General features: G+C 71.7%; 24 protein-coding genes. 1 reads left to right on the top strand and 23 read right to left on the bottom strand.

Features of this window, described 5'->3' with window-relative positions; all coding sequences use genetic code 11:
- Nucleotides 1-172: 172 nt before the first annotated feature.
- The 14 genes from coaBC to pyrR all read right to left on the bottom strand — a co-directional run bounded on the left by coaBC (nucleotide 173) and on the right by pyrR (nucleotide 15,342).
- Nucleotides 173-1,405 (bottom strand): bifunctional phosphopantothenoylcysteine decarboxylase/phosphopantothenate--cysteine ligase CoaBC, encoded by a 1,233-nt coding sequence (gene coaBC / locus ACIQWR_RS18585; protein ID WP_404010399.1) that lies wholly within the window; start codon nucleotides 1,403-1,405, stop codon nucleotides 173-175.
- A 106-nt stretch (nucleotides 1,406-1,511) separates the two neighbouring features.
- A complete protein-coding gene (gene rpoZ, locus ACIQWR_RS18580) occupies nucleotides 1,512-1,784 on the bottom strand; it encodes a DNA-directed RNA polymerase subunit omega (RefSeq protein WP_283451425.1) in 273 nt (90 codons plus the stop codon).
- A 38-nt stretch (nucleotides 1,785-1,822) separates the two neighbouring features.
- Nucleotides 1,823-2,386 carry a guanylate kinase gene (gmk, locus tag ACIQWR_RS18575; RefSeq protein WP_399262286.1) on the bottom strand — a complete coding sequence of 188 codons (564 nt, stop codon included), beginning with the start codon at nucleotides 2,384-2,386 and terminating at the stop codon, nucleotides 1,823-1,825.
- A 61-nt stretch (nucleotides 2,387-2,447) separates the two neighbouring features.
- On the bottom strand, nucleotides 2,448-2,771 hold the full coding sequence (locus ACIQWR_RS18570) for an integration host factor (protein ID WP_404010395.1): 324 nt from the start codon (nucleotides 2,769-2,771) through the stop codon (nucleotides 2,448-2,450).
- 244 nt (nucleotides 2,772-3,015) lie between these two features.
- Nucleotides 3,016-3,951, bottom strand: coding sequence for a dihydroorotate dehydrogenase (locus ACIQWR_RS18565; protein ID WP_404010393.1), 936 nt, complete (start codon nucleotides 3,949-3,951; stop codon nucleotides 3,016-3,018).
- Nucleotides 3,952-3,968: 17 nt separating this feature from the next.
- Nucleotides 3,969-4,844, bottom strand: a complete 876-nt coding sequence (locus ACIQWR_RS18560) for a dihydroorotate dehydrogenase electron transfer subunit (protein ID WP_404010390.1) — start codon at nucleotides 4,842-4,844, stop codon at nucleotides 3,969-3,971.
- 400 nt (nucleotides 4,845-5,244) lie between these two features.
- Complete coding sequence (gene pyrF / locus ACIQWR_RS18555) at nucleotides 5,245-6,081, bottom strand: orotidine-5'-phosphate decarboxylase (RefSeq protein WP_404010851.1); 837 nt, start codon at nucleotides 6,079-6,081, stop codon at nucleotides 5,245-5,247.
- Between the two features lie 8 nt (nucleotides 6,082-6,089).
- On the bottom strand, nucleotides 6,090-7,211 hold the full coding sequence (locus ACIQWR_RS18550; protein WP_404010387.1) for a quinone-dependent dihydroorotate dehydrogenase: 1,122 nt from the start codon (nucleotides 7,209-7,211) through the stop codon (nucleotides 6,090-6,092).
- Between the two features lie 97 nt (nucleotides 7,212-7,308).
- Nucleotides 7,309-10,617, bottom strand: coding sequence for a carbamoyl-phosphate synthase large subunit (gene carB, locus ACIQWR_RS18545; protein ID WP_404010384.1), 3,309 nt, complete (start codon nucleotides 10,615-10,617; stop codon nucleotides 7,309-7,311).
- Nucleotides 10,610-11,758 (bottom strand): glutamine-hydrolyzing carbamoyl-phosphate synthase small subunit, encoded by a 1,149-nt coding sequence (carA, locus tag ACIQWR_RS18540; protein WP_404010382.1) that lies wholly within the window; start codon nucleotides 11,756-11,758, stop codon nucleotides 10,610-10,612. Before carA ends, carB begins: the two co-directional genes overlap by 8 nt.
- Nucleotides 11,755-12,345 carry a hypothetical protein gene (locus ACIQWR_RS18535; RefSeq protein WP_404010379.1) on the bottom strand — a complete coding sequence of 197 codons (591 nt, stop codon included), beginning with the start codon at nucleotides 12,343-12,345 and terminating at the stop codon, nucleotides 11,755-11,757. Before ACIQWR_RS18535 ends, carA begins: the two co-directional genes overlap by 4 nt.
- Entirely contained in the window at nucleotides 12,342-13,628 is a 1,287-nt protein-coding gene (locus ACIQWR_RS18530; RefSeq protein ID WP_404010376.1) for a dihydroorotase, read from the bottom strand. The genes ACIQWR_RS18535 and ACIQWR_RS18530 overlap by 4 nt, the downstream gene beginning before the upstream one ends.
- A 2-nt stretch (nucleotides 13,629-13,630) precedes the next feature.
- Nucleotides 13,631-14,614, bottom strand: a complete 984-nt coding sequence (locus ACIQWR_RS18525; RefSeq protein ID WP_404010373.1) for an aspartate carbamoyltransferase catalytic subunit — start codon at nucleotides 14,612-14,614, stop codon at nucleotides 13,631-13,633.
- Nucleotides 14,615-14,757: 143 nt separating this feature from the next.
- The gene (pyrR, locus tag ACIQWR_RS18520; RefSeq protein WP_385777475.1) at nucleotides 14,758-15,342 is read right to left on the bottom strand and encodes a bifunctional pyr operon transcriptional regulator/uracil phosphoribosyltransferase PyrR; all 585 of its coding nucleotides are present in this window, start codon (nucleotides 15,340-15,342) and stop codon (nucleotides 14,758-14,760) included.
- A 270-nt stretch (nucleotides 15,343-15,612) separates the two neighbouring features.
- Here pyrR and bldD point away from each other — a divergent pair, with 270 nt between their 5' ends.
- Nucleotides 15,613-16,113 carry a transcriptional regulator BldD gene (gene bldD, locus ACIQWR_RS18515; RefSeq protein ID WP_283451446.1) on the top strand — a complete coding sequence of 167 codons (501 nt, stop codon included), beginning with the start codon at nucleotides 15,613-15,615 and terminating at the stop codon, nucleotides 16,111-16,113.
- Between the two features lie 174 nt (nucleotides 16,114-16,287).
- On the opposite strand, the gene nusB is transcribed toward bldD, so the two are convergent.
- The 9 genes from nusB to ACIQWR_RS18470 all read right to left on the bottom strand — a co-directional run bounded on the left by nusB (nucleotide 16,288) and on the right by ACIQWR_RS18470 (nucleotide 23,788).
- Entirely contained in the window at nucleotides 16,288-16,731 is a 444-nt protein-coding gene (nusB, locus tag ACIQWR_RS18510; RefSeq protein ID WP_404010369.1) for a transcription antitermination factor NusB, read from the bottom strand.
- A 2-nt stretch (nucleotides 16,732-16,733) separates the two neighbouring features.
- A complete protein-coding gene (gene efp / locus ACIQWR_RS18505) occupies nucleotides 16,734-17,300 on the bottom strand; it encodes an elongation factor P (RefSeq protein ID WP_404010366.1) in 567 nt (188 codons plus the stop codon).
- Nucleotides 17,301-17,351: 51 nt separating this feature from the next.
- Entirely contained in the window at nucleotides 17,352-18,464 is a 1,113-nt protein-coding gene (locus ACIQWR_RS18500) for an aminopeptidase P family protein (RefSeq protein ID WP_404010363.1), read from the bottom strand.
- Nucleotides 18,465-18,536: 72 nt separating this feature from the next.
- A complete protein-coding gene (locus tag ACIQWR_RS18495; protein ID WP_404010360.1) occupies nucleotides 18,537-19,481 on the bottom strand; it encodes an AAA family ATPase in 945 nt (314 codons plus the stop codon).
- A gap of 50 nt (nucleotides 19,482-19,531) precedes the next feature.
- Nucleotides 19,532-19,975 (bottom strand): type II 3-dehydroquinate dehydratase, encoded by a 444-nt coding sequence (gene aroQ, locus ACIQWR_RS18490; RefSeq protein WP_399262260.1) that lies wholly within the window; start codon nucleotides 19,973-19,975, stop codon nucleotides 19,532-19,534.
- Complete coding sequence (gene aroB, locus ACIQWR_RS18485) at nucleotides 19,972-21,063, bottom strand: 3-dehydroquinate synthase (protein WP_404010357.1); 1,092 nt, start codon at nucleotides 21,061-21,063, stop codon at nucleotides 19,972-19,974. Before aroB ends, aroQ begins: the two co-directional genes overlap by 4 nt.
- On the bottom strand, nucleotides 21,060-21,578 hold the full coding sequence (locus tag ACIQWR_RS18480; RefSeq protein WP_404010354.1) for a shikimate kinase: 519 nt from the start codon (nucleotides 21,576-21,578) through the stop codon (nucleotides 21,060-21,062). The genes aroB and ACIQWR_RS18480 overlap by 4 nt, the downstream gene beginning before the upstream one ends.
- A complete protein-coding gene (gene aroC, locus ACIQWR_RS18475) occupies nucleotides 21,575-22,759 on the bottom strand; it encodes a chorismate synthase (RefSeq protein WP_404010351.1) in 1,185 nt (394 codons plus the stop codon). Before aroC ends, ACIQWR_RS18480 begins: the two co-directional genes overlap by 4 nt.
- Nucleotides 22,760-22,963: 204 nt before the next feature.
- Entirely contained in the window at nucleotides 22,964-23,788 is an 825-nt protein-coding gene (locus ACIQWR_RS18470; RefSeq protein ID WP_404010348.1) for a shikimate dehydrogenase, read from the bottom strand.

Raw genomic sequence — 23,788 nt, 5'->3', positions numbered from 1 at the left:
TGCTGGCTGAATCAATTGGCGGAACACTACCGGGAGCTGCGCCTGGCCGTGTTCCTGGTGCAGTTTATCGGTCGCCACCGTTTACCGGACCACCCGTCTCGCCCTGTGGGAGGGGCGTGACCTGCGGCACTCCATCCTCTCCCATCGGACAGCCGGAGAAAAGGTCCGTTTTTCAGGCGCGTCGGAGCACGACCGGGGGCGCGAGCCGGGGCACCACCTGGTCCCAGATGACGTCGGCCAGGAATTCCTTCGGACCATGGGCCACGGGAACCTCAGAGCCATCAGAGGCCAGGATCACGGCCTCGTTCTCCTCGGAACCGAAGGTCTTGGCCTCGCCGACCTCGTTGACGACGAGGAGGTCGCAGCCCTTGCGGAGCAGCTTCGCGCGACCGTTGGCGAGGACGTCGTCGGTCTCGGCGGCGAATCCGACGACGACCTGACCGGGCACGGAACGCGCGGAAGACAGTTCTGCGAGTACGTCAGGATTGCGCACGAGGGCGACCGGCGCGGGCTCCTGACCGTCCTGCTTCTTGATCTTCCCCTCGGCGTAGGAGGCGGGCCGGAAATCGGCCACCGCGGCGGCCATCACCACCGCGTCGGCGTCGGCGGCCGCCTTGAGGACGGCCTCCCGCAGCTGCAGCGCGGTCCCCACCCGTACGACGTCCACCCCGGCCGGATCGGCCAGCGCGGCGTTGGCGGCGACGAGGGTCACCCGGGCCCCGCGCGCGACGGCCGTCCGGGCGAGGGCGTAGCCCTGCTTCCCGGAGGAGCGGTTGCCGAGGAAACGGACCGGGTCCAGCGGCTCGCGCGTGCCGCCCGCGCTGATCACCACGTGCCGGCCGGCCAGATCGGCGCCGCCGGCGCGACCCCGGCCGCGCAGCACGTGCCGGCACACCTCGAAGATCTCCTCGGGGTCGGGCAGCCGCCCCTTGCCGGTGTCCTTGCCGGTGAGCCGACCGACGGCGGGCTCGATCACCACGGCGCCCCGGCGGCGCAGCGTGGCCACGTTCTCCTGGGTGGCGGGGTGCTCCCACATCTCGGTGTGCATGGCGGGCGCGAAGACCACCGGACAGCGGGCGGTGAGCAAGGTGTTGGTGAGCAGGTCGTCGGCGAGGCCGTGGGCGGCCTTCGCCAACATGTCCGCGGTGGCGGGGGCGACCACGACGAGGTCGGCGCCCTGGCCGATCCGCACGTGGGGCACCTCGTGCACGCTCTCCCAGACCCGGGTGGAGGCGGGGTTACCGGAGAGGGCGGCCCAGGTGGCTTCGCCCACGAAGTTCAGCGAGGCCTCGGTCGGCACCACGCGGACGTCGTGACCCGACTCGGTCAGCCGGCGTAGCAACTCGCACGCCTTGTAGGCGGCGATCCCGCCGCTGACCCCGAGAACCACCTTCGGCTTGTCCACTGCGCTCTCCCTTACCTGACGCACGTCACATCCCACACATGACACACCACAGGCCCGGCAGTCGGTCTACCGGGCCTGTGGTGGCAAAAATGATGTCGCGTGCCGCTTACGTGGCCGGGGCCTCGATGGCCTCGGAGGTCAGCAGACCCGCGTTGATCTCGCGCAGCGCGATCGAAAGGGGCTTCTCGTGGACGTGGGTGTCCACCAGGGGGCCGACGTACTCCAGCAGGCCCTCACCGAGCTGCGAGTAGTACGCGTTGATCTGACGGGCACGCTTGGCCGCGTAGATCACGAGGCTGTACTTCGAGTCGGTGGCCTCGAGCAGCTCGTCGATCGGCGGGTTGATGATGCCCTCGGGCGCAGACATGGAAGAGGACACGCTCTACCTTCCGAAGATGGGTAATGATCGAACTACGATCAAACAACTGCCACCAAGGCTAGCAGCTCGCGCGCCACGTCTTCGACGGAGGTATTGACAAGCGTGCTGTCGAACTCGGACTCTGCCGCGAGTTCGATCTTCGCCGCGGCCAGTCGACGCTCGATGACCTCGGCCGATTCGGTGCCGCGGCCGGTGAGGCGGCGGACCAGCTCCTCCCAGCTGGGGGGAGCGAGGAAGACCAGCTGGGCCTCGGCCATCGACTCGCGGACGAGTCGGGCGCCCTGCAGGTCGATCTCCAGCAGGACCGGCTCGCCGTTGTCCAGGCGTTCCAGCACCGCGCCGCGCGGTGTGCCGTAGCGGTTGCCCGCGAACTCGGCCCACTCCAGCAGCTCGCCGTTGGCGATCAGCTTGTCGAACTCGTCGTCGGTGACGAAGAAGTAATGGACTCCGTGACGCTCACCGGGCCGCGGCTTGCGGGTGGTGGCCGAGACCGAGAGCCATACCTCGGGGTGGACCTTGCGCATATGCGCGACGACCGTGCTCTTGCCGACCCCGGAGGGGCCGGAGAGCACGGTCAGCCGCGGACGTACCTCTGCTGCCATAGAGCGATTATCCAGGCTCCCAGGACTGCCTGAGAACACCGGGAGAACTTCGGGCGACGCGTCAGGCGCCGCTACCGCCGAACTCGCGCTCCAGGGAAGCGATCTGGTTGGAACCGAGACCTCGGACACGCCGGGACTCGGAAATGCCGAGGCGCTCCATGAGCTGCTTGGCGCGGACCTTGCCCACGCCCGGCAGAGACTCCAGGAGAGCGGACACCTTCATCTTGCCGATGACATCGTTCTCCTGTCCCTGCTTGATTACTTCGTGCAGGGATGCACCGGAGTGCTTGAGTCGATTCTTCACCTCGGCCCGCTCCCGGCGAGCCACGGCGGCCTTTTCGAGCGCGGCTGCGCGCTGTTCAGGGGTAAGGGGCGGAAGAGCCACGCCTACGTCACCTCGGATGTCGAACTGTCGGATACGGACCGGTGGGGAACACAAGGCACCTCACCAGGCGAGCCCCACGAACAACGGTCCAGCAGGTCCGCCGTTCGTTCACTCTGGTCGGAGACTAGCGGCCAAGGCCGCTCTAGTCAGCGAGAACGGACGAAAAGTCCTGGTCAGCCTCCACTGAACCGTACATCACGGACAAAGCACCCCGGTTTTGTCCGGTGGAGGCCGTACGAATTAGTCATGTGGTCCGATGAGCCAGCCCCACGGCGGACGTGAACGACCCGATCCCGCGGGCCGCGAGGGCCGCGCGCAGCTCCTCGATGATCCGCAGCGGTGCGGACGGGTCGTTGAACAGGGCGGTGCCGACCGCGACCCCCGAAGCACCCGCCAGGACGAACTCCAGGGCGTCGCGGCCGTCGGTGATCCCGCCCATGCCGAGGATCGGCACCTCGCGCACCTGTCCGGCCAGCATGGCCGCGTACACCTGGAAGACGCAGCGGACCGCCACGGGGCGGATCGCCGGGCCGGACAGGCCGCCGGTGGCCGCGGCGAGGGCGGGGCGCATCGCGTCGACGTCGACGGCCAGGCCGAGCACGGTGTTGATCATCGAGAGGCCGTCCGCGCCGGCGTCGACGCACGCGGCGGCGACGTCCGTGATCCGCGTCACGTCGGGGGTGAGCTTGGCGTACACCGGCAGCGCCGGGTCGGCCGCGGCCCGGACCGCCGCGACCACCTCGTGGGAGGCCCGCGGGTCGCAGCCGAAGACCAGGCCGCGGCTCGCGACGTTGGGGCAGGAGATGTTCACCTCGATCCCGACCACCCCGGGCCGCCCGGTCAGCCGCGCGGCGACCTCGGCGAACTCCTGCGCGTGCTCCCCCGCGATCGATACGACCACCCGCGCGCCGCGTTCGGCGAGCCAGGGCAGTTCGTGCGCGACGAAGCGGTCGATGCCGCAGCCCTGGAGGCCGATGGAATTCAGCATCCCGCTGGGGGTCTCCGCCATGCGGGGCGTGGGGCGGCCGGAGCGGACGTGCGGCATCACGGTCTTGGTGGTGATCGTGCCCAGCTCGCCGAGGGGGACGAAGCGGTGCAGTTCACGGCCGTACCCGGCGCATCCGGAGGCGGTGGAGACCGGGTTGGGCAGGGTGCGGTGGGTACCCAGCGGTGCCGACATGTCGACTTCTTCGGGCCTCATCGGGCGATCACCCCGCCCGGCTGCCGCGGAGCCATGGCGGCGGCGCCTTCGAGGTCGGGCGGGAGCGTGCCCGCCCGGTCCCAGCGGACCGTGGTCCCGTCGAAGACCGGGCCGTCGGTGCAGGAGCGCAGGAAGCGGGTGACCCCGTCGGCGCCGGTGACCGGCAGGACGCAGGACATGCATATGCCGATCCCGCAGGCCATGGCCTCCTCGACGGCGGTGTGGCTGCGGGCCCCCGCGGCGACGGCGACCTCGGTGACGGCGCGCAGCATGCCCATGGGGCCGCAGGAGTGCACCTCGGTGGCGCCGATCCCGGCGATCGCCTCGGCCAGCGGGTCCGTGACCCGGCCGCGGCGGCCGGCCGAGCCGTCGTCGGTGACGACGAGGACGTGCTCGCCGAGGGTACGGGCCCGCTCCACGCCGAACAGTCGGTCCGCGGTGGCCGCGCCGAGCACGAAGGAGACCCGGCCGCCGCGGCCGAGGATCGTCTCGGCCAGGGAGAACAGCGGGGCGCTGCCGTAGCCTCCGGCGACCAGCACGGCGCTGACCGGGCCCTCGGGGAGCGGGAAGGGCGTGCCGAGGGGTGCGATGAGGTCCACCGTGTCCCCGGGCCGGTGCCGGGCGAGGGCGCGGGTGCCCTTGCCGCGCTCGGCGAAGACGAACTCGACGGTGCCGGTGGCCGGGTCGGCGCGGTGGACGGAGAAGGCCCGTCGCAGCAGCATGGCGCCGTCGCGGCCGCCGATGGCGAGGGCCCCGAAGTGGCCGGGCCGTACGTCGGCCGCGGCGGCGGCGGGGGCGTGGAGGATCAGCCGGTGGTAGGCGCCGACGGGCTCGATCCGCCGGATGGTGGCGACGGTCTGGACTGGGGGCACGCGGCGGCGCTCCGATCGTGTGGGGACGGCGGTCTCCCCCCTCCCCCATGATCGCCGCCCCACCCCCCGCCCGAACCGGCCCAAGGCCCCGACCCCACCGGCCATTGGACCCTCCCCGGCGGACGCCTCAACCGCCGGCGGAGCCGCAACCGGCCGACCCGGCCGGCCCGCCTCAAACGCCGGCGGGGCTGGAATAGGCCGACCCAGCCCAGCCGAATCAAGCCCCGCCGGCGATTGAGGCGCCGCCGGAGGCACACCGGCCACGCCGGACCCACACAGCCCCGCCACCGGCCACAACTCTCCGGCCCTCCGGGGGCGCCTCAAACGCCGGCGAGGCTGGAATAGGCCGACCCAGCCCAGCCGAATCAAGCCCCGCCGGAGGCGCACCGGCCACGGCCGGTCAGGAGGCCGTGACGGCCTTGCGGATCTCTTCGGCGAAGGCGAGGGCGGAGGCCCGCAGGGCCGCCGCGTCCGGACCGTGCCGCAGCACCCCGCGCGAAACGTTCGGCACGACGTTGCGCACCGCCGCCCCGAAGACCCCCGGCAGGTCCGCCGCGGTGGCCCCCTGCGCACCGATCCCCGGCGCCAGCAGCGGCCCGTTGATGTCCAGGTCGAAGGAGGACAGGTCCCCGAGCGTGGCGCCCACCACCGCTCCGAAGGAGCCCATCGGCTCCGCGCCCGCGTTCTCCGCGGCCAGGTGCGCCAGCATCGTCGCCCCGATGGTCCGTCCGTCCTCGCGCACGGCCCGCTGGACCTCCGCCCCCTCCGGGTTGGAGGTCAGGGCCAGTACGAAGAGCCCCGCACCCGACGCCCGCGCCAGCTCCACGGCCGGCCGCAGCGAGCCGTAGCCGAGGTACGGGGAGACGGTCAGCGCGTCGGAGAAGAGCGGCGAGGCCGGGTCGAGGAAGGTCTGCGCGTACGCGGCCATCGTCGAGCCGATGTCCCCGCGCTTGGCGTCCATGACCACCAGCGTGCCGGCGGCCCGCGCGTCCGCGACGGTCCGCTCCAGCACCGCGATGCCCTTGGAGCCGAACCGCTCGAAGAAGGCGGCCTGCGGCTTGAAGACGGCCACGTGGTCGGCCAGCGCCTCGACGACGGTCCGCGAGAACCGCTCCAGGCCCGCGATGTCGTCGTTCAGGCCCCAGGAGGCCAGCAGCTCCGCGTGCGGGTCGATGCCGACGCACAGCGGGCCGCGGGAGTCCATCGCCTCGCGCAGGCGGGTGCCGAAGGGGGTCACGGTCACGGTCACTTGGCGGCCTTTCGGGTTTCGGCTCGGGTTTCGGCGCCGACGGCCTCGGCGAGGGTCGCGTACGGGCTGTTGGCCAGGCGCGCGGCCAGGCCCTTGTGGACGGCGCGGGCGTAGAACGGGCCCTCGTAGATGAAGGCGCTGTAGCCCTGGACGAGCGTGGCGCCCGCCAGGATCCGCTGCCAGGCGTCCTCGGCGTTCTCGATGCCCCCGACGCCCACCAGGACGATCCGGTCGCCCACGCGGGCGTACAGGCGGCGCAGGACCTCCAGGGAGCGCGCCTTCACCGGGGCGCCGGACAGCCCGCCGGTCTCCTTGACCAGCTCGGGCGCCGACTTCAGGCCGAGGCCCTCGCGGGCGATCGTGGTGTTCGTCGCGATGATGCCGTCCAGCCCCAGCTCCAGGGCCAGGTCGGCGACCGCGTCGACGTCCTCGTCGGCGAGGTCGGGGGCGATCTTGACGAGCAGCGGGACCCGGCGGTCGGTCACCGTGCGGTCGGCGGCCTCGCGCACGGCGCTCAGCAGCGGCCGCAGCGACTCCGTCGCCTGGAGGTTGCGCAGGCCCGGGGTGTTCGGCGAGGAGACGTTGACGACGAGGTAGTCGGCGTGGCGGGCGAGCCGCTCGGTGGAGGCGACGTAGTCCGCCACGGCCTCCTCCTCGGGCACGACCTTCGTCTTGCCGATGTTGACGCCGACCACGGTGTTGAAGACCGGGCGTCGGGTCGCCAGGCGCTCGGCGACGGCGGCGGAGCCCTCGTTGTTGAAGCCCATGCGGTTGATCAGCGCGCGGTCGGCGACCAGCCGGAACAGTCGCTTCTTGGGGTTGCCGGGCTGCGGTTCGGCGGTGACCGTGCCGATCTCGATGTGGTCGAAGCCGAGCATCGACATGCCGTCGATGGCAACGGCGTTCTTGTCGAAACCGGCGGCGAGGCCGAAGGGGCCGTGCATCCGCAGGCCGAGGGCCTCGGTGCGCAGCTCCGTGAAGCGGGGGGCGAGGGCGGCCGCGGCGAAGGTGCGCAGCACCGGGGTGCGGGCGGCGAGGCGGATCCACCGGAAGGCCATGTAGTGGGCCTGCTCGGGGTCCATCCGCTTGAAGACCAGGTTGAAGAAGAGTTTGTACACGGGGTGAGGATCCTTCTGCGCTCATGAAGAGGGGGACACCCGGCGCGCGTGCGGCGCGTCCGGTGTCCCCCTCCCCTGTCCGGGCGTGTAGGTGCTGCTAGTCGCGGGCCGCGGTCAGCTGCTCCGCGTGCTCCTGGAGCGAGCGGACGCCCACCTCGCCGTGGCCCAGCGCCTCGATGCCCTGGACGGCGGCGGCGAGCGCCTGGACCGTGGTCAGGCACGGGACGCTGCGCGCCACGGCGGCCGTACGGATCTCGTAGCCGTCGAGGCGGCCGCCGGTGCCGTACGGGGTGTTGACGATCAGGTCGACGTCGCCGTCGTGGATGAGCTGGACGATCGTCTTCTCGCCGTTCGGGCCTTCGCCCTCGCTGAGCTTGCGCACCACGGTGGCGTTGATGCCGTTGCGGCGCAGCACCTCGGCGGTGCCGGAGGTGGCCAGCAGCTCGAAGCCGTGGGCGACCAGCTCGCGGGCCGGGAAGATCATCGAGCGCTTGTCGCGGTTGGCGACGGAGATGAAGGCGCGGCCCTTGGTGGGCAGCGGGCCGTAGGCACCGGCCTGCGACTTGGCGTACGCCGTGCCGAAGACGGAGTCGATGCCCATGACCTCACCGGTCGAGCGCATCTCCGGGCCGAGGACCGTGTCGACGCCGCGGCCGTGGATGTCGCGGAAGCGCGACCACGGCATGACGGCTTCCTTCACCGAGATCGGCGCGTCGAGCGGCAGGGTGCCGCCGTCGCCGGTCTTCGGCAGCAGGCCCTCGGCGCGCAGCTCGGCGATGGTGGTGCCGAGCGAGATGCGCGCGGCGGCCTTGGCCAGCGGCACCGCGGTCGCCTTCGAGGTGAAGGGGACGGTGCGCGAGGCGCGCGGGTTGGCCTCCAGGACGTAGAGGATGTCACCCGCCATCGCGAACTGGATGTTGATCAGGCCGCGCACGCCGACGCCCTTGGCGATGGCCTCGGTGGAGGTGCGCAGCCGCTTGATGTCGTGGCCGCCGAGGGTGATCGGGGGCAGGGCGCAGGCGGAGTCGCCGGAGTGGATCCCGGCTTCCTCGATGTGCTCCATGACGCCGCCGAGGTAGAGCTCGGTGCCGTCGTAGAGGGCGTCGACGTCGATCTCGATGGCGTCGTCGAGGAAGCGGTCGACCAGGACCGGCCGGGTGGGGCTGATCTCGGTGGACTCGGCGATGTACGACTCCAGGCGGGTCTCGTCGTAGACGATCTCCATGCCGCGGCCGCCGAGCACGTACGAGGGGCGTACGAGGACGGGGTAGCCGATCTCGTCGGCGATGGCCTTGGCGCCCTTGAAGGTGGTCGCGGTGCCGTGCTTGGGGGCGGGCAGCCCGGCCTCGGCCAGGACCTGTCCGAAGGCGCCGCGGTCCTCGGCGGCGTGGATCGCCTCGGGCGAGGTGCCGACGACGGGGACGCCGTTGTCCTTGAGCGCCTGGGCGAGACCGAGGGGGGTCTGGCCGCCGAGCTGGACGATGACGCCGGCGATCGGGCCCGCGAGGGACTCGGCGTGCACGATCTCCAGCACGTCTTCGAGCGTCAGCGGCTCGAAGTACAGGCGGTCGGAGGTGTCGTAGTCCGTCGAGACGGTCTCGGGGTTGCAGTTGACCATCACGGTCTCGTAGCCGGCGTCGCTGAGCGCGAAGGAGGCGTGGACGCAGGAGTAGTCGAACTCGATGCCCTGGCCGATGCGGTTCGGGCCGGAGCCCAGGATGATCACCGCGGGCTTCTCGCGGGGGGCGACCTCGGACTCCTCGTCGTAGGACGAGTAGAAGTACGGGGTCTTCGCGGCGAACTCGGCGGCGCAGGTGTCGACCGTCTTGTAGACCGGGCGGACGCCGAGCGCGTGCCGGACCTCGCGGACGACGTCCTCGCGCAGGCCGCGGATCTCGGCGATCTGGGCGTCGGAGAAGCCGTGCCGCTTGGCCTCGGCGAGCAGCTCGGGGTGGAGCTTCTCGGCGGCGGCCAGGTCGTCGGCGATCTCCTTGATGAGGAACATCTGGTCGACGAACCAGGGGTCGATCTTCGTGAACTCGAAGACCTCCTCCTGGGTGGCGCCGGCGCGGATGGCCTGCATGACGGTGTTGATGCGGCCGTCGGTCGGGCGGACCGCGGTGCGCAGCAGCTCGTCCTTGTCGCCCGGCTCGCCCACGAAGGTGAACTGCGAGCCCTTCTTCTCCAGGGAACGCAGGGCCTTCTGGAGGGCCTCGGTGAAGTTGCGGCCGATCGCCATGGCCTCGCCCACCGACTTCATGGTGGTGGTGAGGGTGGAGTCGGCGAGCGGGAACTTCTCGAAGGCGAAGCGCGGGGCCTTGACGACGACGTAGTCGAGGGACGGCTCGAAGGAGGCCGGGGTCTTCTCGGTGATGTCGTTGGGGACCTCGTCGAGCGTGTAGCCGATGGCCAGCTTGGCCGCGATCTTGGCGATCGGGAAGCCGGTGGCCTTCGACGCGAGCGCCGAGGAGCGCGAGACGCGCGGGTTCATCTCGATGACGATGACCCGGCCGTCGGTGGGGTCGATCGCGAACTGGATGTTGCAGCCGCCGGTGTCGACGCCGACCTCGCGGATGATCGCGATGCCGATGTCGCGCAGCCGCTGGTACTCGCGGTCGGTCAGCGTCATCGCCGGGGCGACGGTGATCGAGTCGCCGGTGTGGACGCCCATCGGGTCGAAGTTCTCGATGGAGCAGACGACGACGACGTTGTCCTTGGTGTCGCGCATCAGCTCCAGCTCGTACTCCTTCCAGCCGAGGATGGACTCCTCCAGGAGCACCTCGGTGGTCGGGGAGAGCATCAGGCCCTGGCCGGCGATGCGGCGCAGCTCGTCCTCGTTGTGGGCGAAGCCGGAGCCGGCGCCGCCCATGGTGAAGGAGGGGCGGACGACGACGGGGTAGCCGCCGAGGATGTCGACGCCGCCGATGACGTCGTCCATCGTGTGGCAGATGACCGAGCGGGCGGACTCGCCGTAGCCGATCTTCGCCTTGACGGCTTCGACGACGCCCTTGAAGAGGTCGCGGTCCTCGCCCTTGTTGATGGCCTCGACGTTGGCGCCGATCAGCTCGACGCCGTACTTCTCCAGCACGCCCTGCTCGTGCATGGAGATGGCGGTGTTGAGCGCGGTCTGGCCGCCGAGGGTCGGCAGGAGCGCGTCGGGGCGCTCCTTGGCGATGATCTTCTCGACGAACTCGGGGGTGATCGGCTCGACGTAGGTGGCGTCGGCGATCTCCGGGTCGGTCATGATCGTCGCCGGGTTGGAGTTCACCAGGATGACGCGCAGGCCTTCGGCCTTGAGGATGCGGCAGGCCTGGGTACCGGAGTAGTCGAACTCGGCTGCCTGGCCGATGACGATCGGGCCGGAGCCGATGACCAGGACGGACTGGATATCGGTGCGCTTAGGCACGATCGGCCTCCATCAGGGATACGAAGCGGTCGAAGAGGTAGGCGGCGTCGTGCGGGCCGGCTGCCGCCTCGGGGTGGTACTGGACGCTGAAGGCCGGCTGGTCGAGCAGCTGGAGGCCCTCGACGACCTGGTCGTTCAGGCAGACGTGGGAGACCTCGGCGCGGCCGTAGGGCGTGTCCGAGACCTTGTCGAGGGGCGCGTCGACGGCGAAGCCGTGGTTGTGCGCGGTGACCTCGACCTTGCCGGTGGTGCGGTCCTGCACCGGCTGGTTGATGCCGCGGTGGCCGTACTTCAGCTTGTAGGTGCCGAAGCCGAGCGCGCGGCCCAGGATCTGGTTGCCGAAGCAGATGCCGAAGAGCGGGGTCCTGCGCTCCAGGACGCCCTGCATGACGGCGACGGGACCGTCGGCGGTGGCCGGGTCGCCCGGGCCGTTGGAGAAGAAGACGCCGTCGGGGTTGACGGCGTAGACGTCCTCGACCGTGGCGGTGGCGGGCAGCACGTGCACCTCGATGCCGCGCTCGGCCATCCGGCGCGGGGTCATGCCCTTGATGCCGAGGTCGACGGCGGCGACGGTGAACTTCTTCTCGCCGATCGCGGGGACGACGTACGTCTCCTTGGTGGCGACCTCGGCGGAGAGGTTCGCGCCCTTCATCTGCGGGGCGTCCTGGACGCGCGCCAGCAGGGCCTCGTCGCGGACGCCCGCCCAGTCCTCGCCGGAGAAGATGCCGACGCGCATGGCGCCGCGCTCGCGCAGGTGGCGGGTGAGCGCGCGGGTGTCGATGCCGGAGATCCCGACGACGCCCTGCTTGACCAGCTCCTCGTCCAGCGAGCGCTGCGAGCGCCAGTTGGAGGGGACGCGGGCGGGGTCGCGCACGACGTATCCGGCGACCCAGATGCGGGAGGACTCGGGGTCCTCGTCGTTGACTCCGGTGTTGCCCACGTGCGGGGCGGTCATCACGACGACCTGGCGGTGGTACGACGGGTCGGTCAGCGTCTCCTGGTAGCCGGTCATGCCGGTGGAGAACACGGCTTCGCCGAAGGTCTCCCCCACGGCCCCGTAGGCGCGCCCGCGGAAGATGCGGCCGTCCTCCAGGACGAGTACGGCGGGAGCTTTGGCTGCTCCCCTGGTGGAGGTCGTCATCGTTCGGCGCCTTCCGTCGGGATGGATGAGTTCTGGTTCACAAGTGTGGTGATCGCTTCGACCCAGGCGACGTGCTCGGCCGCCCGGTCGGAGCGGAATCCGGAGTCGATCAGCTTGTCGCCGTGCGCCCAGGTGACGACGAGCAGACCGCCCTCGGTCAGTACCTTGCCCGCGATTCCCTTGTCGAGGCGGGCGCCGCGCAGTCGCGCGGCCGGTACGAAGAAGTCGGTGGCACCCGGACGGACCACGTCGAGGCCCGTGTCGGTGAGCGTCAGCTCGACCCGGCTGCGGACGCCCAGCCCGTGGGCGACGATCCGGTCGAGCCACTGCCCGGCGGTCGTGGAGCCGTGGTACCGGCCGGTCAGGGCCAGCCGGTGCGCGGGGAGGCCGCTCGGTGTCGTGGGCAGCGCCGGCAGATCGTTCTGCAGTGCGCCGCGCCACTTCCAGCCCTGCCGCATCAGCCAGTACACGAACGCGATGAAGACGAGCAGACCGAGGACCCACGCGAGGCGCGCGTCCCAGTCCGTCACCTCCGCCGACTGTCGTTCGGCGGCCTCGGCGGCCAGTTGGATTACTGCAGGTGTCACGCCAGTTTCCCGTCCACGACCGTTGCCCGGCCCCGCAGGAAGGTGTGAGTGACGCGTCCCGGAAGCTCACGGCCCTGGTAAGGCGTGTTGCGGCTGCGGGAAGCGAAGTGTGCGGGGTCCACGACACCACGGTACGAGGTATCGACCAAGGTCAGGTTCGCGGGTTCACCTGCCGAGACGGGACGGCCGTGGTTCTGGAGGCTGCCGATCCGCGCCGGGGCGAAGGACATCCGCTCGGCGACGCCCGCCCAGTCGAGCAGTCCGGTCTCGACCATCGTCTGCTGGACGACGGAGAGCGCGGTCTCCAGGCCCACCATGCCCATGGCGGCGGCGGCCCACTCGCAGTCCTTGTCCTCGTGCGGGTGCGGGGCGTGGTCGGTGGCGACGATGTCGATCGTGCCGTCGGCGAGCGCCTCGCGCAGGGCCAGCACGTCGCGCTCGGTGCGCAGCGGCGGGTTGACCTTGTAGACGGGGTTGTACGAGCGGACCAGCTCGTCGGTGAGGAGCAGGTGGTGCGGGGTGACCTCGGCGGTCACGTCGATGCCGCGGGACTTGGCCCAGCGGACGATCTCGACGGAGCCGGCGGTCGAGAGGTGGCAGATGTGCACCCGGGAACCGACGTGCTCGGCGAGGAGCACGTCACGGGCGATGATCGACTCCTCGGCGACGGCGGGCCAGCCGCCGAGGCCCAGCTCGGCGGAGACGATGCCCTCGTTCATCTGGGCGCCCTCGGTGAGGCGGGGCTCCTGGGCGTGCTGGGCGACGACGCCGCCGAAGGCCTTCACGTACTCCAGCGCGCGCCGCATGATCACCGCGTCGTCGACGCACTTGCCGTCGTCGGAGAAGACGGTGACGCGGGCGGCGGACTCGTGCATGGCGCCCAGCTCGGAGAGCTGCTTGCCCTCCAGGCCCACGGTGACGGCGCCGATGGGCTGCACGTCGCAGTAGCCGGATTCCTTGCCCAGGCGCCAGACCTGCTCGACGACGCCGGCGGTGTCGGCGACCGGGAAGGTGTTCGCCATGGCGAAGACGGCGGTGTAGCCGCCGCTGGCGGCGGCGCGGGTGCCGGTGAGGACGGTCTCGGAGTCCTCGCGGCCCGGCTCGCGCAGGTGGGTGTGCAGGTCGACCAGGCCGGGGAGCAGGACCTGGCCGGCGGCCTCGATGACGGTCGCGCCCTCGGCGCCCAGGTGCTGGCCGACGGCGGCGATGGTCTCGCCGTCGATCAGGACGTCCTGCACGTCGCCGCCGAGCACCTTCGCGCCACGAATAAGGATCTTGCTCATCTTTACTTGCTCTCCGATTCGACGGGGCGGGCGTGGCTGACGGCGGACTCGTTGCCGCCCAGCAGCAGGTACAGGACGGCCATGCGGATGGACACGCCGTTGGCGACCTGCTCGACGACGGTGCAGCGGTCGGAGTCGGCGACCTCGGCGGTGATCTCCATGCCGCGGACCATCGGGCCGGGGTGCATGACGATGCCGTGCGCGGGCATCTTCGCCATGCGCTCGCCGTCGAGGCCGTAGCGCCGGGAGTACTCGCGCTCGGTGGGGAAGAAGGCGGCGTTCATCCGCTCTCGCTGCACACGCAGCATCATGACCGCGTCGGACTTCGGCAGCACCTCGTCGAGGTCGTACGAGACCTCGCAGGGCCAGGTCTCGACGCCGATCGGGACCAGGGTGGGCGGGGCCACCAGGGTGACGTGGGCGCCGAGCGTGTGCAGCAGGTCGACGTTGGAGCGGGCGACCCGGCTGTGCAGGACGTCGCCGACGAGGGTGATCCGCTTGCCGGAGAGGTCCTGGCCGAGCGCGTCGGGGCCGACCAGGCGGCGGCGCATGGTGAAGGCGTCCAGCAGGGCCTGGGTCGGGTGCTGGTGGGTGCCGTCGCCGGCGTTGATGACGGGGACGTCGATCCAGCCCGAGGTGGCGAGCCGGTACGGGGCCCCGGAGGCGCTGTGCCGGATGACCACGGCGTCGATGCCCATGGCGGCCAGGGTCTGGGCGGTGTCCTTGAGGGACTCGCCCTTGGAGACGCTGGACCCCTTGGCCACGAAGTTGATCACATCGGCGGAGAGGCGCTTCTCGGCGGCCTCGAAGGAGATGCGGGTGCGGGTCGAGTCCTCGAAGAAGAGGTTGCAGATGGTCAGGCCGCGCAGGGTGGGCAGCTTCTTTATCGGCCGGTCGGCGACCCGGGCCATCTCCTCGGCGGTGTCGAGGATGAGGACGGCGTCGTCGCGCGAGAGATCGGCGGCCGAGATGAGGTGACGCTTCATCTGGGTGCTCCGTGAGTCCGTGGGTCTGGGCTGGGGAGGGCGGGAAGGCAGGCTGTCGTGCGGGCGGGCGCCGGTCGGGCGGGCGTCCGCGCGGGCAGGCGTCGGCGCGGGCACCCGTGAACGGGGGCCCTCACGTGTTCGGGCTACTGCCCGCCTGCCGGGGCGGTCCGCTGGCCGAGCAGCACGGCGTCGCGGCCGTCCTCCTCCTGGAGCTGGACCATGACGGTCTCCCGCAGCGAAGTGGGGAGGTTCTTGCCGACGTAGTCGGCACGGATCGGCAGCTCGCGGTGGCCCCGGTCGACGAGGACGGCGAGCTGGACCGCGCGCGGGCGGCCGATGTCGCCGAGGGCGTCGAGGGCCGCTCGGATGGTGCGTCCGGAGAAGAGCACGTCGTCGACGAGGACCACGAGCCTGCCGTCGATGCCGTCACCGGGGATCTCGGTGCGGCCGATCGCCCGGGCGGGCTTCATCCGCAGGTCGTCGCGGTACATGGTGATGTCGAGGGAGCCGACCGGGACCTTGGTGCCGGTGATCTCTTCGAGCTTGGCGGCGAGCCTGCGGGCCAGGAAGACGCCGCGGGTCGGAATGCCGAGGAGCACCACGTCGTCGGCGCCCTTGGCGCGTTCGACGATCTCGTGGGCGATACGGGTCAGCACCCGCGCGATGTCCTGCGCCTCGAGAACGGGGCGGGCACCGTCGGCGGTGTGCCGGTCATGCTGAGCGTCCATGGAAAGGACCTCCTTCTCCGCCTCACGGGACGGACCTTAAAGGACGTCTGGCCGGCTGCCGCAGGCAACCGGGTCGTACGGCATCCACGGTACCAGGGCCGTCCGGACCCGCCCGACCCGGGTCGGGCGGGTCCCCTTAAAGGGGGCGGGGGAGACCATTCGGCTTGACGCATCCAAGTAACGCTGCGTAACCTCACAGTGAGTTACCAGCCGCGCGGCGCAGCCGCACGTTGTCCATATCATCACAGCGTCACAGCGTCCGGGAGCGTTATGTCCAGCGAATACGCCAAGCAGCTCGGGGCCAAGCTCCGTGCCATCCGCACCCAGCAGGGCCTTTCCCTCCACGGTGTCGAGGAGAAGTCCCAGGGCCGATGGAAGGCCGTGGTGGTCGGGTCGTACGAGCGCGGGGACCGCGCCGTGACCGTCCAGCGCCTCGCCGAGCTGGCGGACTTCTACGGGGTGCCGGTGCAGGAGCTCCTGCCGGGCACCACTCCGGGCGGAGCGGCCGAGCCGCCGCCGAAGCTCCGTCTGGACCTGGAGCGCCTCGCCCACGTGCCCGCCGAGAAGGCCGGCCCGCTCCAGCGCTACGCGGCCACGATCCAGAGCCAGCGCGGCGACTACAACGGCAAGGTGCTGTCGATCCGCCAGGACGACCTGCGCACCCTCGCGGTCATCTACGACCAGTCCCCCTCGGTCCTGACCGAGCAGCTCATCAGCTGGGGCGTGCTGGACGCGGACGCCCGCCGCGCGGTGACCCACGAGGAGATCTGAGCGTTCTGACCTCCGGGCCCAGGCCCAGCAGAAACGTTACCGGCGGGGGCCGGGAAGCCATGTGCTTCCCGGCCCCCGCCGGTTTTTTCGCTTCCCGCCCCGAGGGGCGGACACGCGTAGGGCCCGCGGCGCGCGATGCGCTGCGGGCCCTACGCGTACCGAACCGCTGGGACGCTAGGCGCTCTCGTCCCGTCGCAGCTTCGGCTTGAGGTCCTTGAACCGGGCCAGCAGCCCGTTCACGAAGGACGGCGACTCGTCGGTCGAGAACTCCTTGGCGAGCTGGACCGCCTCGTCGATCGCCACGGCGTCCGGGGTCTCGTCGACCCAGATCAGCTCGTAGGCACCCAGGCGCACGATGTTCCGGTCCGCGACCGGCATGCGGTCGAGGTCCCAGTCCACGGCGTAGGTGACGATCAGGTCGTCGATGCGGTCCACCTTGTCGGCGTACCCCTCGACGAGGCTCATCGTGAACTCGCTGACCGCCGGCTGACGGCCGTCGGTGTCGTTCCGTGAGTGACGGACCCAGTCCGCGAGGACCTCGCGCACGGGCACGTCGCGCTGGTCGGCCTCGAACAGGATCTGGAAAGCACGCTTGCGGGCGTTGCTCCGGGCTCCCACGGTTAGCTGTTCACCCGGCCGAGGTAGTCGCTGGTACGGGTGTCGACCTTGACCTTCTCGCCGGTGCTGACGAAGAGCGGGACCTGGATCTCGTGACCGGTCTGCAGGGTCGCGGGCTTGGTGCCACCGGTGGAACGGTCGCCCTGGACGCCCGGGTCCGTGTGCTCGATCACGAGCTCGACGGCGGCCGGCAGCTCGACGTAGAGCACCTCGCCCTCGTGCTGCGCGACGGAGGCGGTGAAGCCCTCGATCAGGAAGTTGGCGGCGGAGCCGACGGCCTTGCGGTCGACCATGAGCTGGTCGAAGGTGCTCATGTCCATGAAGACGAAGTAGTCGCCGTCCATGTACGAGAACTGCATGTCACGGCGGTCGATGGTGGCCGTCTCGACCTTGGTGCCGGCGTTGAACGTCTTGTCGACGACCTTGCCGGACATCACGCTCTTGAGCTTGGTGCGCACGAAGGCCGGGCCCTTGCCGGGCTTGACGTGCTGGAACTCGACGACGGACCAGAGCTGGCCCCCGTCGAGCTTCAGCACCATGCCGTTCTTGAGGTCGTTCGTGGAAGCCACGGTTGCGAAATCTCCTGGACTGGTGGACCACGGGTGGCGCGCACAGCAGAGCTAGAGCGCGAGCAGCTCCTTGGTCGTGATGGTGAGTAGCTCGGGTCCGCCGTCCGCCTCAGGGCGCACGACGAGCGTGTCATCGATCCGGACGCCGCCCCGGCCCGGGAGGTGAACCCCCGGTTCGACGGTGACCGGCACGCAAGCGTCCAGTTTACCCATTGCTGTAGGTGCAAGCTGCGGGTCCTCGTCGATTTCGAGGCCGACACCGTGTCCGGTCGACGGAGCGAGGGCTTCCCCGTGCCCCGCGGAGTCCAGTACGGAGCGCGCCGCGTGGTCCACGTCGCGGTACGCGGCCCCCGGCGCCAACGCCTCCCGGCCGGCCCGCTGAGCGGCGAAGACGAGGTCGTAGAGCTCGATCTGCCAGTCCGCGGGGGTGGTGCCGATCACGAAGGTACGGCCGATCTCACACCGGTAGCCGCGGTAGTTCGCGCCCAGGCAGACGGAGAGGAAGTCCCCTTCCTCCACCCGCCGGTCCGAGGGCCGGTGCCGGGAGCGCCCGGAGTGCGGACCGGTGCCGACGGAGGTGGGGAAGGCCGGGCCGTCCGCGCCGTGGTCCACCAGCCGCCGCTCCAGCTCCAGGGCGAGGTGGCGTTCGGTACGGCCGACGAGGATGGACTCCAGAAGTTCGCCGAGGGCCTGGTCGGCGATCTCGGCGGCGATCCGCAGACAGGCGATCTCCTCCTCGTCCTTGATCAGCCGCTGCTGTTCGACGGCGGGCCCGAGGTCGGCGAGCCGCAGCCGGGGCGCGACCGAGCGCAGCGCCCGGTGCCGGGCGACGGTGAGGTGGTGCTCCTCGACGGCGAGGGAGTCCGCCCGGACGTCCTTGCCGCAGGCGAGGTCGGCCGCGGCGACGGCGGGATCACCGCCGGGACCGGACAGGACGGACAGCCGCAGGTGTTCGTCGAGCCGCCCCTCGTCCGCCTCGCCGGTGGGCGAGGCCCCGCAGAAGAGGGCGTCCTCGGCGGGCCCGATCAGCAGGACCGCCCCTTCGGGGAAGGCCCCGGCGAGATAGCGGACGTTCGCCGGACGCGTGATCAGTGCGGCGGAGTTGCCCGCTGCGGCACAGCGGTCGCGAAGCAGGGCCCGACGGGCCGCGTACACGTCTGACATGTCTTCGAGCGTACGAGCGCCCCGCGCATCCGGCTCGACGAGCGCGGCCGGACGGGGTGCGCGGCCGACCGGTCACCAGCCGCCGGGGGTCGAGATGGCGCGGGCCAGGACCTCGTCGAGGGCGCGGGCGGTGCCCTCCACGTCCAGGTGGGAGTTGTCGATGATGGGCAGGCCGGAGCCGTACCAGCCGGCCATCCGGCCGTGGATCCGGGCGACTTCCTCGTCGGAGAGGCGGCGGTTGCCGGAGCGGGCCGCGTTGCGCTCCAGGACGATCTCCAGGCCGGGCAGCAGGACCACCGGGAGCAGCCCGGGCCCCACGTGCCGCTTCCAGCCTCCCAGGCCCACCACGGGCCGGTCGGGGAAGACCGCGTCGTCGAGGATGCAAGAGATCCCGTTGGCCAGGAAGTTGCGGGCGGCGAAGCCGCAGGTGCGGCGGGCGAGCCGGTACTGGGCCTCGGAGTGGTCGTTCCAACCGGCCTGCGGGTCGGCGAAGCCCGAGCAGACCCACTCTCGGACGTCGTCCAGGCTGATGTGCGCGGTCGGCACCTGCCGGGAGCCCGCCCAGTGCCGGGCCACGGTGGTCTTGCCGGCGCCGGCGGGGCCGATGAGCAGGACGGCGAGGGTGGCCACGCCCGTGCCGGGCGCGGGCGGCGCGGCCGCAGGCAGCGGGATGTGCCCGGTGGCCTCGGGCACGGGCGCCACCATCGTGCCCGGTACGTAGCCGGGCTGGCGCGGCGCCCCGTGCGGCGCGGGCACGGGAGCGGGATGCGGCGGAGCGGGCGGGCCCGCGGGGTGCGCCGGACCCGTGTGGTGCGGTGGAGCGGGCGGAGCCGGCGGATGCGGCGGGCCGGCCGGGTGCGGCGGGCCCGCGTGGTGGCGCGGCGGCCCCCCGGGGTGCGACGGGTGCGGCGGGCCGGCGGGCGGCGGGGCCCAGCCGGTCACGGGGGCTATCGGCGGCTGCGCGGGGGCGGCCGGATGCTGTCCCGGCTCGCCCCATCCCCCCACTCCGTGCTGCATCCGCTGCCACTCCGTCTCGTTCAGGCGAGGACTGATGCGAGAACGTTATCTCAGGCCGCGGGCAGTTCCTCCGCCAGCGCGTGCAGCGCGAGCCGGTAGGAGCCCAGTCCGAAGCCCGCCACGGTCCCGGTCGCCACCGAGGCGATGACCGAAGTGTGCCGGAATTCCTCGCGGGCGTACGGGTTCGAGATGTGCACCTCGATCAGCGGCGCCGTGCGCTGCGCCGCCGCGTCCCGCATCGCGTAGGAATAGTGCGTGAAGGCGCCGGGGTTGATGACCACCGGGATCTTCCCGTCGGCGGCCTCGTGCAGCCAGCGCACCAGCTGGCCCTCGTCGTTGGTCTCGCGGACCTCGACGTCGAAGCCGAGCTCCCGGCCGAGGCTCTGGCAGCTCTCGACCAGCCCCGCGTACGAGGTGGCCCCGTACACGTCGGGCTCGCGGGAGCCGAGCCGGCCCAGGTTCGGGCCGTTCAGCACGAGCACCTTGCGGCTCACGCGGACACCTCGCCGTAGGCCGCGATCAGCACGGCCGGGTCGGGGCCCTCCAGGACGGTCGGCTTGGCCAGCCCGTCCAGGACGATGAAGCGCAGCAGGTCGCCGCGGGACTTCTTGTCGACCTTCATGGTCTCCAGCAGCTTGGGCCACTGGTCGCCGCGGTAGGTCAGCGGCAGGCCCACCGAGGCGAGCACGCTCTTGTGCCGCTCGGCGGTCGCGTCGTCGAGCCGGCCGGCGAGCCGGCCCAGTTCGGCGGCGAAGACCATGCCGATCGACACGGCGGCGCCGTGGCGCCACTTGTAGCGCTCGTTCTTCTCGATCGCGTGGGCGAGGGTGTGGCCGTAGTTGAGGATCTCCCGCAGGCCCGACTCCTTGAGGTCGCTGGAGACCACGTCGGCCTTGACCTGGATGGAGCGCACGATCAGCTCGGCGGTGTGCGGGCCCTCGGGGGTCCGGGCGGCCTGCGGGTCCCCCTCGATCAGGTCGAGGATCACCGGGTCGGAGATGAATCCGGCCTTGATGATCTCGGCGAGGCCGCTGACGTAGTCGTTGACCGGCAGCGAGTCGAGGGCCGCCAGGTCGCAGAGCACGCCGGCGGGCGGGTGGAAGGCGCCGACGAGGTTCTTGCCCTCGGCGGTGTTGATGCCCGTCTTGCCGCCCACGGCCGCGTCGACCATCGCGAGGACGGTCGTCGGCACCGCGATCCAGCGCACGCCGCGCAGCCAGGAGGCCGCGACGAAGCCCGCGAGGTCGGTGGTGGCGCCGCCGCCGACGCCGACGATCACGTCGGTGCGGGTGAAGCCGGACTGCCCCAGGGCCTTCCAGCAGTACGCCGCGACCTCGACGGTCTTGGCCTCCTCGGCGTTCGGCACCTGGATGGCGACCGCCTCGTAGCCCTGGGCCGCGAGGTCGTCGCGCAGCGCCTCACCCGTGGAGGCCAGCGCCTCGGGGTGGATCACCGCGACGCGCTGCGCCTTCGTGCCGATCAGGGTGCCGAGCTCGCCGAGCAGCTGCCGGCCGACCAGCACGTCGTAGGCGTCGTGCCCGGAGCTCGCGCCGACCTGGATGCGCGTCACCTGGTCTGTCATACGTCCTTCAACTCCAGAGCGTCGAGGACCGCCTGGGCGACCTCTGCGGGGGTGCGGTCGTCGGTGGCCACCACGACGCGCGCGACTTCGGTGTACAGGTGGCGGCGCGCGTCCATCAGCTCGCGCCACTGGCGGCGCGGGTTGACCGCGAGCAGCGGGCGGGCCGCGCCGAGGCCGACCCGGCGGACCGCCTCGTCGATGTCCATCGACAGGTAGACGACGGGCAGCCCGGCGAGCAGGGCCCGGGTGCCGTCGTCGAGGATCGCGCCGCCGCCGAGGGCGAGGATCCCGGTGTGTCCCGCGAGGGCGTCGGCCACGGCCGCGCGCTCCAGGCCGCGGAAGTACGGCTCGCCCTCGTCGACGAACAGCTCCGCGATCTCCCGGCCCTGCGCCGCGACGATGTCGGCGTCGGTGTCCCGGTAGGGCGCGCCGAGCCGTTCGGCGAGCAGCGCCCCCACCGTGGACTTGCCGGACCCCATCGGTCCGACCAGGACGACCAGGGGGCCGCCGGTCACCGGATCTGCAGGTTGTCGAGGTACGAGCGGACGTTGCGGCGGGTCTCGGCCACCGAGTCGCCGCCGAACTTCTCCACGACGGCGTCGGCCAGCACGAGGGCGACCATCGCCTCGGCGACGATGCCCGCCGCGGGGACGGCACACACGTCGGAGCGCTGGTGGTGGGCGACCGTCGCCTCGCCGGTGGCCACGTCGACGGTCGCGAGCGCGCGGGGCACGGTCGCGATCGGCTTCATGGCGGCCCGTACGCGCAGCAGCTCGCCGGTGGTCAGTCCGCCCTCGGTGCCGCCGGAGCGGCCGGAGGTGCGCCGCAGGCCCTCGGAGGTGGAGACGATCTCGTCGTGGGCCTGGGAGCCCGGGACTCGGGCCAGGTCGAAGCCGTCGCCGACCTCGACGCCCTTGATCGCCTGGATGCCCATGAGCGCGGCGGCGAGCCGCGCGTCGAGGCGGCGGTCCCAGTGCACGTGCGAACCGAGGCCGACCGGGACGCCGTAGGCGAGCACCTCGACGACGCCGCCGAGGGTGTCGCCGTCCTTGTGGGCCTGGTCGATCTCCGCGACCATCGCCTTCGACGCGTCGGCGTCGAGGCAGCGCACCGGGTCGGCGTCGAGCTTCTCGACGTCCGCGGGGGTCGGGTAGACGCCGTACGGGGCCTTGGCGGCGGCCAGTTCGACCACGTGGGAGACGATCTCGATGCCCGCGGTCTCCTTGATGAAGGACCGGGCGATGGCGCCGAGGGCGACGCGGGCGGCCGTCTCGCGGGCGCTGGCGCGCTCCAGGATCGGGCGGGCCTCGTCGAAGCCGTACTTCTGCATGCCGGCGAGGTCGGCGTGGCCCGGGCGGGGACGGGTCAGCGGGGCGTTGCGCCCGGAGCCCTCCAGCTCGGCCGGGTCGACCGGGTCGGCCGACATGACCTTCTCCCACTTGGGCCACTCGGAGTTGCCGACCATGACGGCGACCGGGGAACCGAGGGAGAGACCGTGGCGGACGCCGCCGAGGAAGGTCACCACGTCCTGCTCGAACTTCATCCGGGCACCGCGGCCGTATCCGAGCCGGCGGCGCGCCAGGTGGTCGGCCACCAGTTCGGTGGTGACCGGAACGCCGGCGGGAAGCCCCTCCAGCGTCGCTACCAGCGCCGGTCCGTGCGACTCCCCGGCGGTCAGCCAACGCAACCTGCTCAACGATGCTCCTCATGCTCGCGCCTGGCACAGCTAGGGCGCGACCGGGTGCGCCGTCCGGGCCCGCCACCCCCGATCCTCCCACGTCCGGGCCGATGTACCGGCCCCCGGTCCAGCTATCGGACGCCACTGTGGCAGGTCGGGGCGGGTACGGACGGGTACAGGCGGTTACGGGCCCACCGCTCCGGGTGGATCTACCGGACGGATCTACCGGGCGGCCAGGGCCCGTTCCCCGGCGGCCCGCATCGCGGCGAGCGGCCCGGGAGAGCGGCCGGTCATCCGCTCGACCTGGAGGACGGCCTGGTGGACCAGGAGGTCGAGACCGCCGACCAGCTGCCCGCCGCGCCGCGACCAGGCCGCCGCGAGCGCGGTCGGCCAGGGGTCGTAGAGCACGTCGAAGAGGGTGCCCGGTCGCTCGGGGACCGCCGCGGCCAGGGCGTCGGTCGCCCCGGCCGGGGTGGTCGCGATCACCAGCGGCGCGCCCAGGGCGTCGGCCGCGGCCGACCAGTCGGCGGTGCGCACGGGCACGCCGAGCCGCTCGCCCCACCGGCGCATCTCCGCGGCCCGCTCGGCGGAGCGGACGTACGCCGTGACCTCGCCGGAGCAGATCCGGGAGAGGGCGGCCAGCGCGGAGGAGGCCGTGGCCCCCGCCCCGAGGACGGCGGCGGTCGGGACCCGCTCCACGCCCCGCTCGCGCAGCGCGGCGAGGATCCCGGGGATGTCGGTGTTGTCGCCGACCTTGCGGCCGTCCTCGGTGAAGACGACCGTGTTCACCGCCTCCACGGCGGCGGCGGTCTCGCTGACCTCGTCGAGCAGCGGCATGACCGCCCGCTTGAGCGGCATGGTCAGCGACAGCCCGGCCCACTCGGGGCCGAGCCCCGCCAGGAATCCGGGGAGCGCGGCCTCGTCGGTCTCGAAGCGGTCGTACGACCAGTCGACGAGGCCCAGCTCCTGGTAAGCGGCGCGGTGCAGCACCGGTGAGAGGGAGTGCTCGATGGGCGAACCCAGCACCGCGGCCCTTATCCGTGACAT

Origin of the sequence: Streptomyces sp. NPDC098789 (assembly GCF_044759975.1) — a bacterium.
GTDB lineage: Bacteria > Actinomycetota > Actinomycetes > Streptomycetales > Streptomycetaceae > Streptomyces.
Note: the sequence above shows the minus strand (reverse complement) of the source record. Positions and strands in the feature narration are given on the sequence as shown.

Coding starts and splice junctions, on each gene's coding strand:
- gmk (WP_399262286.1), bottom strand. CDS start 2,386: ATGGCAGCAGAGGTACGTCCGCGGCTGACCGTGCTCTCCGGCCCCTCC.
- ACIQWR_RS18565 (WP_404010393.1), bottom strand. CDS start 3,951: ATGTCGGCACCGCTGGGTACCCACCGCACCCTGCCCAACCCGGTCTCC.
- carA (WP_404010382.1), bottom strand. CDS start 11,758: ATGACGACCTCCACCAGGGGAGCAGCCAAAGCTCCCGCCGTACTCGTC.
- ACIQWR_RS18530 (WP_404010376.1), bottom strand. CDS start 13,628: ATGAGCAAGATCCTTATTCGTGGCGCGAAGGTGCTCGGCGGCGACGTG.
- ACIQWR_RS18525 (WP_404010373.1), bottom strand. CDS start 14,614: ATGAAGCGTCACCTCATCTCGGCCGCCGATCTCTCGCGCGACGACGCC.
- pyrR (WP_385777475.1), bottom strand. CDS start 15,342: ATGGACGCTCAGCATGACCGGCACACCGCCGACGGTGCCCGCCCCGTT.
- bldD (WP_283451446.1), top strand. CDS start 15,613: ATGTCCAGCGAATACGCCAAGCAGCTCGGGGCCAAGCTCCGTGCCATC.
- ACIQWR_RS18500 (WP_404010363.1), bottom strand. CDS start 18,464: ATGTCAGACGTGTACGCGGCCCGTCGGGCCCTGCTTCGCGACCGCTGT.
- ACIQWR_RS18495 (WP_404010360.1), bottom strand. CDS start 19,481: ATGCAGCACGGAGTGGGGGGATGGGGCGAGCCGGGACAGCATCCGGCC.
- aroB (WP_404010357.1), bottom strand. CDS start 21,063: ATGACAGACCAGGTGACGCGCATCCAGGTCGGCGCGAGCTCCGGGCAC.
- ACIQWR_RS18470 (WP_404010348.1), bottom strand. CDS start 23,788: ATGTCACGGATAAGGGCCGCGGTGCTGGGTTCGCCCATCGAGCACTCC.